Source organism: Paenibacillus sp. FSL R10-2736, assembly GCF_038000245.1.
Lineage (GTDB): Bacteria > Bacillota > Bacilli > Paenibacillales > Paenibacillaceae > Paenibacillus_AQ > Paenibacillus_AQ phytohabitans.
The window spans coordinates 1,361,337-1,374,732 of the sequence record NZ_JBBOBN010000002.1; the positions used below are offsets into that span (position 1 = coordinate 1,361,337).

Below are 13,396 nucleotides of genomic sequence, written 5' to 3' on the forward strand. Positions count from 1 at the left end.
AAAGGTAAACCAGTCAAAGAATAGACCGCTTCCCTTGAGAAGGGCGGTCTATTTCTTTTTGAGGTAATTTAGCAGCGCGATAATGAACATGCCGAACATGAACATCAGGGACCACGAATGAATAAATTTTATATACGAACCGAATCCCCCAAAAAAGCTCAAGCGCAGGCTCCTCACACCTGCCTTTGGGCTTTTTTCTATGCAGCCCAAGACTCTCCATGGAAATTTATTCTTCCGTCGTAATACTTTCGCCATGTTCGCCCCGCTGGATATCGGCGATGATAGATCCTGTAAGATAACGCCGAGCGCGTTCATCATACATTCGGTTCTTATCCGGGCGGGCGTAACGAGGCGGGGATCTCAGGTGATCCCGCAGTGCCGGCATGTATGTTACGGTATCCTGTACGGTCCGTTTCGGTAAGAGTCCCTAATCGCCTTCTAGGCGACGTTGGTACAGTACTCGATTTCCATCGAGCGACTATTGAAGCACAATCTGAGTAAGGAAACCAATGGACAGAATCTCAGGCGGCTAGTCTAGCGCACTGCGGAAGGGCTTTGCAATCCGTGGATACCGATGGTGCGGTAGCTGGGAGGCTGTGGCAAGGAAAGAAGGGAACGAAGGCCGGCTGAAGTATGGGTTAGCCTCGGACCTCAAGTAGTCCTCCCGGACCTCCCGGCAGGGCCGCCTGTCTCAAACGTGATTCCGCCTGAGCTGCAGCGGGATTCTGTCAGCCATTGGTCAAACATGAAGGGGGCATACATATGTTGAAGCAAATAACGATTCAAGCGGACCAGCGCGGTCTGCTCTTTCATAAGGGAAGTTATGTGAAGCGGCTGCTGCCGGGAACCTATCGTTACTTATCATGGTCGCAGCATACAGTGGCAGTACTGAATATTGCCAAACCGTTTAGTGTCGAGGGTAAAGACCTGCAGCTGTTCCTACAGGATGAAGAGCTCCTCCGGGAGCTCGATGTCGTACGCGTACAGGATCATGAGATTGTTCTGCACTATGAGGATGGCCAATTCATGCAAGTGCTGAAGCCGGGTGTGTATGCATATTGGAACCTCCTGAGAAAGCACACCTTCGTACATACGGATATAGGGCAGCCGGAGCTGCCTGCCGGGATCGACCGTTCGATTATCCCGAAGCTTACTCCGTATGTGCAGTGCACTGAAATTGCGAGCTACGAGCAGGGATTCCTGTTCTATGATCATACGCTCGAGCGGGAGCTTACGCCTGGTAAGTATTATTTCTGGAAGGGACCGGTCTCGGTGCTGACGAAGACGGTCGATCTAAGACAACAGCAGATGGATCTGGTCGGCCAGGAAATGATGACAGAAGATAAAGTTACACTGCGTCTGAATTTCGTATGTCAGTACACAATCGTAAGTCCGCACCGCGTTCTGGAGATGAAGGCTTTTGACGAGCAGATACACATCCAGCTTCAGCTCCTGCTCCGGGAATATGTCGGGACGCTGAAATTGGACGATCTCCTGAAACGAAAAGAGGATGTTGCCACATTCATTCTGTCCCGTATCCAGGAGAAGGAAGAGGCGTTCGGGGTGCGTTTCCTCGGGGCGGGGGTGAAGGATGTAATTCTGCCGGGGGAAATGAAAGACATCCTAAACACCGTGCTGCTCGCAGAGAAGAAGGCGCAGGCGAACCTGCTTACCCGCCGGGAAGAGACGGCTTCCACGCGCAGCCTGTTGAATACAGCGAAGCTGATGGATGAGAATCAGACACTGTTCCGTCTGAAGGAGCTGGAATTCCTCGAGAAAATATGCGACAAAATCGGCTCTATCTCTGTAACCGGCGGTGGAGACCTCCTAGAGCGGTTAAGCTCGCTTATCGGCAGTAATAAGTAGATCGCCTCCTGGCGGTCTATTTTAGTGCGGATAGATAGAATTAAGCTTAGTCAAAGTTCCGGAAAACAGGTAATTATATAGAAGCTATAGAACTAAGCTATAGAGCGGATTAAGCCAAACCCGAGGAAGTGACTCCATGGACAACAAAGCAAAGAAAATCCTCATGAACACCTTCTGGACCTCCGCTGGCTGGAAGAGTAGTCCTGCTGCCTTCACCGGTGAGGAATTCGACTATGCCAAAAGCAAAGGTCTGATGTTCGATCCTGTGACGATTACTCATGACGAGATTGTCTTGCGGCTGCATGAGTTGCATCAGACGATCACCAAGGAGTGGGTAGCCGCTGCGTTCCTGCACAGTCTGTCGACGAAGAAGGTCCATTTGCGGAGCGCCCTGTCAAGCTGGGCTCTGACTTCCGCGCTACCAGTACATAATTATGAGCAGCGGAGTGTTGTGCGGCCCAATTATAGCAGCTGCGGGGATTGTAACTTTTACAGATTAATGTCAGACCGGGAATATATAAATAATGATCTGAATGTGCTGAATTTCGAACGGGTTAAATGGGGCGGTATTCGTCTGAATTGGCTTTTATACTGCTGGATGGACCTTGAATTATTAAGTAAAGAAGAAGAGTTCGAGGTTACCGCCGAGGATACTGCCATACTCTCCGGGATGCTCGAAGCGATACGGGATTGTGCGGACCATGAGAGTGCGCGGATGCTGGAGAAGCGGTGGAAGGACGTGATTCCCTCCAGTAAGAATGAACGGGATGTGCTGATGGAGATCTGGGGATATGCCGGATTGCTGGTACCGCGGGACACACCCCGGAAGCGCAGAGGCGGGAGTCATGATTTTAACTCTATGGCTGAGTGGCAGGGGGATGACGGTTATTCTCAGGAGGCGGTAGAGTTGTATTTCGGTGCGTTTTTTGCAGATTTACTATGAACTTGAATGACGGTTAGATGATATTCGGACAAGGAGGCACGCTCATTATGAACACCCCGGAACACATCCAGAAGATACTTGAAGACAACAGAAGAAAGCTGCTGGCTCTCAATCCCGAAGAACGCTTTATACGCTTCTATGAAACGGATAAGCCTTACGGTTGTTTCTCTAATTTTGCGAAGTACCCCATTGTGTTAAAAGGCAAGGCGTGGGCAACCACGGAGCATTATTTTCAGGCGCAGAAGTTCGCAGGCACTGAGCATGAGGAAGAGGTCCGGCTCGCCGGAACGCCGATGGAGACAGCACGATTGGGGCGGGACCGGAGTAAGCCGCTTCGTTCCGACTGGGAAGAATGCAAGGTTGAGGTTATGAGAGAAGCGCTGATGGCTAAAGTTGAGCAGCATCCCGCTATAAAGTCCATCCTTTTGTCGACGGGCGATTGTACCTTAGTTGAACATACGGCCAATGATGCCTACTGGGGAGACGGCGGTAACGGCCAAGGCGGCAATATGCTGGGCAAGCTGCTGATGGAGATTAGGAACGGGTTAGATGAATATGTGCCGGAATTCTTGCTGCCGCAATGGATAGTGTATCCTGAAATTGAGCCGTTCAGCATTGGCTGGAGAATGGGGTATGGTGAAGATTACTTGATTCATTTACGGGAATGGAGAAAGAAGCAGTCGCCGGAGGCGCTGAAGGAGTATGATGCGTACTTCACTCCGCCGGAGGAGTGGGCTGAGGCTGAAAGAATCAAAGAAGAGTATAGGAAAAAGAATAAGGATTAGGACTGAACCCCGTAGACAATCCATTACTTCATGCCGCCACCCTTCGTGGCGGTTTTCTTGTTTATTCTACGTTTAGCGCTGTCGTGTAGAATAAATTGATGTAGAAAAAATGAAAATAATGGAGGAAAAGGGATTGAGATTTAAACGGATAATCGCCTTGTTGCTGGTGTTTGCTATGGTCATACCGACGGGCTTGATACATGCGGCTGATCTGGTATTGAAAGAGGATGCAAATATTATGAAGTATACTCCTGCTGGATTGAGAGACCTGGAGGATACTATTGATGTTACGGATGAATCGTATGAGGCAGAGATACTTGTTACCTTTGAGTACGGGGAGGCGTCTTATCCTCCAGATTATGTTCAATTATCCATTGTGGAAGAAAATCCGGTAGGCAAGCGGATTGTGGGCAATACACTGTTCGTTGATAAAGGAGCACCAGCTGGAACGATTACCATCAAAGCTGTATTGCCGGATAATTTTTATACTACTCATACTATTACTGTGAATTCAGGTGGGGGTACTCCGCAACCGGCGCAGCCAAGAATAGCCCCTACGCCGCTGGATACAAGTGATCTTAATCATCTCATCGTAAGTGCAACGGCACTGGATGGCGGAATTCACAATGTACAGATAAGAACATTTTTTAAGCATGCCTATGGTATGGTGCCGGGTGACATTATTAGCCTGACACGGGAAGACGACAATAGTTCAGTATTTTCTGCTGACATTACCTATCAAGTCAAGAGTAAGATAAGAGAATTCAATGCGTATGAAATGACTTATTTTTTCACTATGTTAGATGAAGATGGGGGATTCCTGCAATACCCCGAGGTTATTGACATGAACTCGTTGGAAGGAGCTTTGACGGTTAAGTTGGCTGATCCGCCGGACTTTTCCACAGCAGCTATAGTCGAGCACACCCCGCCTGTTGTTACCAGTTTCGACAATATACCCGCTACATTCAAGATTACGCAGTTGCAAGAAGGCGAAGTTCCAACAATCAATGTCTATTACAGGTCAGAATTAACTTCCGATGGATTAAGTATAGTGAAGGGGATGGGTCAACTAACCCATGTGGACGGCGATACGTACACCGTTAATTTGGCTGATCCCGAATTTAAACAAATGGAAGCCTATACGATAGAGTATTATATATCCACCAACCGGGGCTACCAATGGTACTATTATCCACAGGGCATGAATCCTTATGCTCTTACTGGCTTATATAGCACCTCTATCCCGCGTGAACTATACGGTTCGGAGGAACCGGAAGAGCCGGAAGAACCAGAAAGTCCCGAGATCACTAGGGATGACTTGTATTTAAAAGTTATCGAGGCATCCGACCTTTATCTATATAGTCTTGAGGGAGATGGCGAAGGACAATACTCAAGACAAGCAAAAGACGCTTTAAACGATGCCATTATGCAAGCAGTAGATGTGTACCACTATTCAGATAATCAAGCAGAGATTAAAAATGCACATCAAATGTTATCCGATGCCATAGAGATATTTCGCGCGGCAGCAGTGACACCGTTTCAGGCCAAGATTAGCTATGCGCAAAGGATATTCGATTATACCACTGTGGGGACAGACTACGGTCAATATCCGGCTGAGGCAAGAGATACGTTAGGAGCTGCTATTACTTCGGCTAAAGAATGGAATAATCCCACCTCTACCGAAGCTGAGCTAGAGGCTGCCTATCAAGCTTTGGATGCCGCAATTACAAAATTCTTAGACTCCGAAATTAAGAGGGGAGATCCCTCGGTACTCCAGGAGAAAATTGGTGAGATATGGGATTTCCTGAGGTTTGCTTCGGAAGGAGATGGACCAGGACAGTATCCTTCATCAGCTTACACAGATTTGTACAGTGTCATCGATGCAGCAAATGTTCTGATTAGGAATTCAGGGACCGAAGCACAAATTAATGAAGCCTATGAAAATTTGGTGAATGCACTACAGGTTTTTAAGGATTCAAAGAATCCCGATACTAATAAAGTAGCGCTCCAGGCTGGCATCGAGACTGCCCGGGCATTTTTGGATGCCAGTGAAGTAGGTACCAAAGTTGGACAATATCCGGCAGATTCGAAGGACATTCTCCAAGGTTCCATAGAAGCAGCGTGGGAAACGTTAATCAATCTGATGTCTACACAAGTTGAAGTTGATCAAGCGTTAACTTCTGTGAATGATGCATTGGCGGATTTTAAGGCATCTGTCCTCGTACAAGGAGATCAGCTATTCCTTCACGTAACCATCATTGATGCGAAAGAGCTCCTGGATAATAGTCCAGTAGGAGAGGGTGCTGGTCAATTCCCATCTGATGCTATGCATGCACTTGAAGCAGCAATTGGTGTGGCGGAAACGGCAATCAGCGGACCGATGACGCAAGTCGAGCTTGATGAAGCGCGGCAAGCGCTGGAAACAGCAGTCACGACCTTTAAAGCTGCAGAAATCAAGGCAGTAGATAAAACAGCGTTACAGGGCAAAATTGACGACGCGACATCTGCTTACAATATGAGCCGAGTTGGCACTGATTTTGGAGAATATCCGGCTGAAGCAAAAACGGCTTTGAAGGCAGCCATTGACGCTGCTAAAGTTCTGATCGACAAGTCAGCAGCTTCGCAAGCTGAGATTGACGCGGCAACTCAAACACTAAATGCTGCAATTACAACCTTTTATGCTGCAGCGGTCGAAATGGGAAATTACCTTAAACTTCAAGAAAAAGTTATAGAAGCGCGATCCCTATATCGGGAAAGTCCACGAGGCGATGGGATCGGTGCATACCCAGATGCGGCATTTAATGACTTTGATGAAGCTATAGAGCTAGCTAATGAAATAGCGACCTATCCAGCCAGCCAAACCAAACTGGATAAGGCCCTCCAGGCATTATCGGATGCAATGGAGAAATTCGAAGAATCTGTAATTAAGGCGGGAGACAATACAGCACTACAAGCCGCAATTACTGAGGCGAAAATCCTCCTGGAGGGAAGTACTGAAGGAAATGCTGTAGGAGAATATCCGCTAGAAGCCATGGACTTACTGGCATCTGCGATTACAGATGCAGAAAACTTGGCAAATGAAGAAGCGACTCAAGTAGCAATGGATGAGGCTATCCTAACTCTGAACAACGCAGTTGCAGCTTTTGAAGCTGCGGTGATCAAGGAAGGGAACAGCACAGAGCTCCAACTCAAAATTGAAGCAGCAAGAAATCTTTTGAGTTTTAGCGCAGAGGGTGATCGCCCTGGAGAGTATCCGTCAGAAGCCTTCGATGCTTTGGATAAGGCTGTTGAAGCTGCCGAGACTCTGATGGATTCCCCCGGGACACAGCAACAGATTGATGATGCCCATCATGATTTGGTACAAGCAATCGAAGCTTTCGAAAATGCTAAGATTCAGGAGGGCGAGTATGCCCCGCTTCTAATCGCGTTATCGGAGGCAATGACACTCTATGATACTAGCCCGGAGGGCTACGGTGCAGGGCAATATTGGCCGGAAGTCAAAGAGTTGTTCATGACAGCCATTGAGGCGGCAAACATAGTAGCAGGCGGACCGTCAACTCAAGAAGAAATAGAGGAAGCACTCCAAACACTTGCGGATGCGGTTGAAGATTTTCAGAAATCCGTAGTTCGTGCCGGGGACAGCACAAATCTTCAATTGGCCATTACGGATTTGACCACTCTTTTGAGCAACAGCAAAGAGGGGGATGACGCAGGAGAATATCCGGCAGGTTCAAAAGCGATTTTGCAGGCAGCGGTTACGGCAGCATCGAATGTGATCAGCGAACCGGCTACCCAGCAGGAGATTGATCAGGCTTATGAGGAACTGATAGATGCGGCAGGTATTTTCATCGCTAAAATAATTCCAGCGGGCAATATCTCGAAAGCTCTCGAAAAAATTTATGAGGTTGGCAGGCTTTTGGAGGCCAGCAAAGCAGGAACCGGAGTTGGACAATATCCGGCTGAAGCAATAGCAGCATTGGAGGCAGTATTTGATGCAGCGATTATTGTGATCGATAAACCTTCTTCGCAAGTGAAGCTTGATGCTACTTACCAAGCCCTTGTAGACGCGGTCGATGTGTTTAAGAAGGCGCAGATACTAGCTGGAGACACTGAAGAAGCTGATGTGGTAGTTACCGAAGCAGAAACGCTATTGAAAGACAGCGTTGTAGGTGAAGGCTTAGGTGAGTACCCGCTGGCAGCCAAAACAACACTGGAAGCAGCGATTGCAGCAGCGAAAGAAGAGTTTGAACAACCAGCGACACAAGCGCAGATTGACGAAGCCAAAGCAACGTTGGAAGCGGCGATTACCGCATTTGTAGCTAAGGTAAATGGAGCAGGCAGCAGTGAAGAAGCTGATGCGGTAGTGATCGGCGCAGAAACGCTACTGAGAGACAGCATTGTAGGCGAAGGCGTAGGCCAATATCCACTGTCTGCCAAAACAACACTGGAAGCTGCGATTGCAGCAGCTAAGGAAGTGTTGGAACAACCAGCGACACAAGCTCAGATTGATACAGCTAAAGCGGCGCTGGAAGCAGCGATCGCAACTTTCAAAAATACAGTGAATAAAGAAGGCAGCAGCGAAGAAGCTGATGCAGCTGTGACCGGCGCAGAAACGCTGCTGAGAGACAGCATTGTAGGCGAAGGCGTAGGCCAATATCCACTGTCTGCCAAAACAACACTGGAGGCTGCGATTACAGCAGCCAAGGAAGTGTTTGAACAACCGGCAACACAAGCGCAGATTGATACAGCTAAGGCGGCGTTGGAAGCAGCGGTCGCAACTTTCAAAAATGCAGTGAATAAAGAAGGCAGCAGCGAAGAAGCTGATGTGGTAGTGAGCAGCGCAGAAACGCTGCTGAGAGACAGCGTTGTAGGTGAAGGCGTAGGCGAATATCCGCAGGCAGCCAAAACGACACTGGAAGCAGCGATTGCAGCAGCCAAGGAAGTGCTGGAACAACCAGCGACACAAGTGCAGATCGATACAGCCAAAACAACATTGGAAGCAGCAATCAAGGCATTTGAAGCTGCGGTGAATAAAGAAGGCAGTAGTGAAGAAGCTGATGCAGCTATGACCGGCGCAGAAACGCTGCTGAGAGACAGCATTGTAGGCAAAGGCGTAGGTGAGTACCCGCTGACAGCCAAAACAACACTGGAAGCTGCGATTGCAGCAGCCAAGGAAGTGTTTGAACAACCGGCAACACAAGCGCAGATTGATACAGCCAAAGCTACATTAGAAGCAGCAATCAAGACATTTGAAGCTGCGGTGAATAAAGAAGGCAGCAGCGAAGAAGCAGGAACAGCTGTGATAGAAGCAGAAGCGTTGCTGAAAGATAGTGTTGTAGGTGAAGGCGTAGGCGAATATCCGCAGGCAGCCAAAACAACACTGGAAGCTGCTATTGCAGCAGCTAAGGAAGTGCTGGAACAACCAGCGACACAAGCGCAGATTGATACAGCTAAAGCGGCGTTGGAAGCAGCGATCACAACTTTCAAGAATACAGTGAATAAAGAAGGCAGCAGCGAAGAAGCTGATGCAGCTGTGACCGGCGCAGAAACGCTGCTGAGAGACAGCATTGTAGGCGAAGGCGTAGGCCAATATCCACTGTCTGCCAAAACAACACTGGAGGCTGCGATTGCAGCAGCCAAGGAAGTGTTTGAACAACCGGCAACACAAGCGCAGATTGATACAGCTAAGGCGGCGTTGGAAGCGGCAATTACCGCATTTGTAGCTAAGGTAAATGGAGCAGGTAGCAGTGAAGAAGCTGATGCGGTAGTGATCGGCGCAGAAACGCTACTGAAAGACAGCGTTGTAGGTGAAGGCTTAGGTGAGTACCCGCTGGCAGCCAAAACAACACTGGAAGCAGCGATTGCAGCAGCCAAGGAAGTGTTCGAAAACCCGGCAACGCAAGCTCAGATCGATGAGGCCAAAGCGACGCTGGAAGCAGCAATCAAGACATTTGAAGCTACGGTGAATAAAGAAGGCAGCAGCGAAGAAGCTGACGCAGCTGTGACCGAAGCAGAAACATTGCTGGTCGATGTGCCAGTAGGGGAAGGTGTAGGCCAATATCCGTCTGAAGCGGTCGACGTGTTGAAGGCAGCCATCAAGGCAGCCAAAGAAGTGTTTGAACATCCAGCAACTCAGGCGCAGATCGATGAGGCCAAAGCTACATTAGAAGCAGCAATCACAACATTTGAAGCTGCAGTGAATAAAGAAGGCAGCAGCGAAGAAGCTGATGCAGCTGTGACCGAAGCAGAAGCATTGCTGGTTGATGTACCAGTAGGCGAGGGCGTAGGCCAATATCCGTCAGAAGCAGTCGACGTATTGAAAGCAGCAATCAAGGCAGCGAAAGAAGTGTTCGAAAACCCGGCAACGCAGGCGCAGATTGACGAAGCGAAAGCAACGTTGGAAGCAGCAATCACGACATTTGAAGCTGCGGTAAATAAAGAAGGCAGCAGCGAAGAAGCTGACGCAGCTGTGACCGAAGCAGAAGCACTGCTGGTCGATGTACCAGTAGGCGAAGGCGTTGGCCAATATCCGTCAGAAGCAGTCAACGTGTTAAAAGCAGCCATCCAGGCAGCCAAGGAAGTGTTTGAACACCCAGCCACGCAAGCGCAGATTGATGAAGCCAAAGCTACATTGGAAGCAGCCATCATAACATTTGAAGCTGCGGTTAATACAAAAGGCAGCAGCGAAGAGGCTGACGCAAAGCTGTGACCGAAGCAGAAACATTGCTGGTTGATGTACCAGTAGGCGAAGGCGTAGGCCAGTATCCGGCCGAAGCGGTCGACGTATTGAAAGCAGCCATCCAGGCAGCTAAGGAAGTGTTTGATCACCCGGCAACACAAGCACAAATTGACGAAGCGAAAGCAACGTTGGAAGCGGCAATCAAGACATTTGAAGCTAGGGTGAATAAAGAAGGCAGCAGCGAAGAAGCTGACGCAGCTGTGACCGAAGCAGAAACATTGCTGGTCGATGTGCCAGTAGGGGAAGGTGTAGGCCAATATCCGTCTGAAGCGGTCGACGTGTTGAAGGCAGCCATCAAGGCAGCCAAAGAAGTGTTTGAACATCCAGCAACTCAGGCGCAGATCGATGAGGCCAAAGCTACATTAGAAGCAGCAATCACAACATTTGAAGCTGCGGTAAATAAAGAAGGTAGCAGTGAAGCAGCTGACGCAGCTGTGACCGAAGCAGGAGCATTGCTGGTCGATGTGCCAGTAGGCGAAGGCGTAGGCCAATACCCGTCAGAAGCAGTCGACGTGTTGAAAGCAGCAATCAAGGCAGCTAAGGAAGTATTTGATCACCCGGCAACACAAGCACAAATCGACGCAGCCAAAGCGACGTTGGAAGCAGCGGTGGCAGCCTTTGAAGCGGCAGTCATTCAAGCTGGAAATGCCGGAGAGATTCAAGCCCAAATTACTGAAGCGACAACTCTTTTAAATGAAAGCACAGAGGGCAACGGCGTAGGGCAGTATCCGGCGGGTTCCAAAGCAATCCTGCAAGCCGCAATTACGGCGGCGGAAAATGTCATCCGCACGGCGGCAACACAAGCAGAGATTGACAAGGCTAATGAGCAATTAACAGCGGCTTATAATGCCTTCCGGGCAGCTGTAATCAAGACTGCACCGGTAGATTCGTATACACCGCCCGTTAATTCCTATACACCGCCGGTTAGCACCGATACCCCACCGGCAGCTACACAGCCTGTGACACAGCCGTCTACCAAAATTACAGATGGACTGAACACAGTTGAAACGGGACAAGGCACGGTAAAAACAGCTGCGTCTGAGGTTCAAGAGATCATGAAGGCTGCGAAGCCGGTTATTCTTGAATCTACGCTTGGTGTAATTGATTTTGGTAAGAATGGCTTAAACTTACCGGAGCTCAAACTAGGATTAGGTGCTTCCCTGGAGTTAGGAATACTTATGACAGAGAAGTCCAAAACCGATGAGGTGTTGGCAGGAGCCAAGCTGGATCAGGCGGGCATGCAGCCGCTCGGCGGGAAGGTTCTGGACCTGATTGCCCAGCTGAATTATTCGAACGGCACCAGCACGAGAATCAAGAGCTTCGCTGAACCGGTCAAGGTCACGATTAACTTGAAGGAGCTAGGATTGACCGGTGATACGACCAACCTGACAGCGGTTCGATTCGTACCTCAGGCAGACGGCACGTATAAGACGATCAAGCTTGGCGGGGTCTATATCCCGGCAACGAATAGCTTTGAGTTCTATACGGACAGCTTCAGCTTGTACAGCATCGTTAAGGCTGATTCGGTTACCAAGATTACGTTCAAGGTTGACAGCAAAGAGTATTCAATTGGAGCACTTGCTAAGCAAAACGATGTGCCGCCTGTTATCCAGGAGCAAAGAACCCTGGTGCCGATCCGGGCTGTAGCGGAAGCTTTGGGCGCTGAAGTCAAGTGGGACCACGCAACCAAAACAGCTACCATTACGCTTGACGGTAAAGTGCTGACAATGACTTTGGGAGAATTGATTGAAGGCATGGACGTACCTGCGCAGGCGATTGACGGCAGAATCATGGTGCCGCTGCGTTACGTTTCGGAAGCCTTAGGAGCTTATGTCATGTGGTTCCCGCAAGACAAACGGATCGAGATTATCCGTTAGTATCATCCTAATCTAAAAAGCCGGTTGCCTGTTTCAGGGCAATCGGCTTTTGTCTGCTTATTTAAACTTTCTGCTTATCTGTTCAATCTATGCATTATCTCACGGATGGGGGTGCCCGGCTGTGTTCCCAGCTCCTGCAGCAGAACCTCCTCCAGCTTGCGGTACCGCCGGATGGCCTCGCTTGTTCTTCCGAGTCCGATCAACAGCCGCAGGGCCTGCCCGGCGATATCCTCGCGCAGGGCGTCGATCCGGAGGATTTCATCATATGCCTGCAGTGCCTGCTCCGTCTGCTGCTGCTCGAGATAGATACGGGCGGCCAACTCTTGCAGCTCTATATAATCCTGCTCCAGACGGCGCGCCTTGGTGCTGGCCCATTCGTAGGTTTTACCCTTAAGAAAAGGTCCGGTATACAAAGCTGCTGCCTGTTTCAGTAATTCCGTATGCCCGTCCCGGTTCATTCTGATTTCTCTCAGCAAACGCTCGAATGCATACAGGTCACAGGACAGGGAATTCTCCACAATCTGTACCTCATTCCGGTCAGGCAGCAGGCATACCTTAAGCCCGCTTTCACTGATAGCTTTGCGGATATAATACAGATTGCTATTCAGGTTGTTGCTTGCCTTCCCGGACTCAAACCCGCTCCACAGGGTGTCCATGATCTCGTCACGGCTGACGGAGCGTTTGTACAGGAGATAAGCGAACAGCTCCTCCGTCTTGGGGCTCCTCAGCCTGAGAGGCTTCCTGTCCGGTCCGGGGTGCAGCAGCTTAAAGCCGCCGAACATGCATACCTCCAGCACAGGCTCCACCTCCGGCCGCCTCGGCCGCCTCCGTATTTTATCCAGAGTCTGTCTCACCCGTTCCGCAGAAACCGGCTTCAGCAGATAGTCAGTTGCGCTGGCGTCGAACGCCTGAAGTGCATATTCCTCATAGCCGGTAACGAATACCACGTCCATGGCTTCATATAGCTCATGAAGCTGCCGGGATAACTTCATCCCGCTTACCTCCGGCATGGAAATATCCAGAAAAGCAATATCGATAGGGTTGTCCCTGGCATATTCATAGGCCTTCACCGGATTCTGGAAGGTCTGGCAGATCACGACCTCTCCGCTCTCGGACAGAACCCAGCTAAGCTGATTAAGTGAAAGCCGTTCATCATCGACAATTATCGCCCGAAGCATATGTTCAC

The 13,396-nt window shown here is 49.6% G+C and carries 7 protein-coding genes; 5 read left to right on the forward strand and 2 right to left on the reverse strand.

Going from position 1 to position 13,396, the window contains the following annotated elements; genetic code table 11:
• Positions 1-48: 48 nt before the first annotated feature.
• On the reverse strand, positions 49-318 hold the full coding sequence (locus NSQ73_RS35035; protein WP_445669717.1) for a putative holin-like toxin: 270 nt from the start codon (positions 316-318) through the stop codon (positions 49-51).
• Positions 319-762: 444 nt separating this feature from the next.
• Between NSQ73_RS35035 and NSQ73_RS34020 the strand changes: the two genes are divergently transcribed.
• From NSQ73_RS34020 to NSQ73_RS34040, 5 genes are all read left to right on the forward strand, one after another.
• Entirely contained in the window at positions 763-1,866 is a 1,104-nt protein-coding gene (locus tag NSQ73_RS34020) for a slipin family protein (RefSeq protein ID WP_340990591.1), read from the forward strand.
• A gap of 136 nt (positions 1,867-2,002) precedes the next feature.
• A complete protein-coding gene (locus tag NSQ73_RS34025) occupies positions 2,003-2,809 on the forward strand; it encodes a hypothetical protein (RefSeq protein WP_340990593.1) in 807 nt (268 codons plus the stop codon).
• A 47-nt stretch (positions 2,810-2,856) separates the two neighbouring features.
• Positions 2,857-3,594: an NADAR family protein gene (locus NSQ73_RS34030; protein ID WP_340990594.1), complete on the forward strand. Its 738-nt coding sequence runs from the start codon at positions 2,857-2,859 to the stop codon at positions 3,592-3,594.
• Between the two features lie 133 nt (positions 3,595-3,727).
• Complete coding sequence (locus tag NSQ73_RS34035) at positions 3,728-10,303, forward strand: hypothetical protein (RefSeq protein WP_340990596.1); 6,576 nt, start codon at positions 3,728-3,730, stop codon at positions 10,301-10,303.
• Positions 10,300-12,210 carry a stalk domain-containing protein gene (locus NSQ73_RS34040; RefSeq protein WP_340990597.1) on the forward strand — a complete coding sequence of 637 codons (1,911 nt, stop codon included), beginning with the start codon at positions 10,300-10,302 and terminating at the stop codon, positions 12,208-12,210. The genes NSQ73_RS34035 and NSQ73_RS34040 overlap by 4 nt, the downstream gene beginning before the upstream one ends.
• Positions 12,211-12,284: 74 nt before the next feature.
• Here the strand turns inward: NSQ73_RS34040 and NSQ73_RS34045 are convergent, their stop codons facing one another.
• The gene (locus NSQ73_RS34045; protein WP_340990600.1) at positions 12,285-13,388 is read right to left on the reverse strand and encodes a response regulator; all 1,104 of its coding nucleotides are present in this window, start codon (positions 13,386-13,388) and stop codon (positions 12,285-12,287) included.
• Positions 13,389-13,396: the final 8 nt, after the last annotated feature.

Bases quoted from the DNA above. Each gene is read 5' to 3' on its own strand.
- NSQ73_RS34020 (WP_340990591.1), top strand. From the start codon at position 763: ATGTTGAAGCAAATAACGATTCAAGCGGACCAGCGCGGTCTGCTCTTT.
- NSQ73_RS35035 (WP_445669717.1), bottom strand. From the start codon at position 318: ATGATGAACGCGCTCGGCGTTATCTTACAGGATCTATCATCGCCGATA.
- NSQ73_RS34045 (WP_340990600.1), bottom strand. From the start codon at position 13,388: ATGCTTCGGGCGATAATTGTCGATGATGAACGGCTTTCACTTAATCAG.
- NSQ73_RS34030 (WP_340990594.1), top strand. From the start codon at position 2,857: ATGAACACCCCGGAACACATCCAGAAGATACTTGAAGACAACAGAAGA.
- NSQ73_RS34025 (WP_340990593.1), top strand. From the start codon at position 2,003: ATGGACAACAAAGCAAAGAAAATCCTCATGAACACCTTCTGGACCTCC.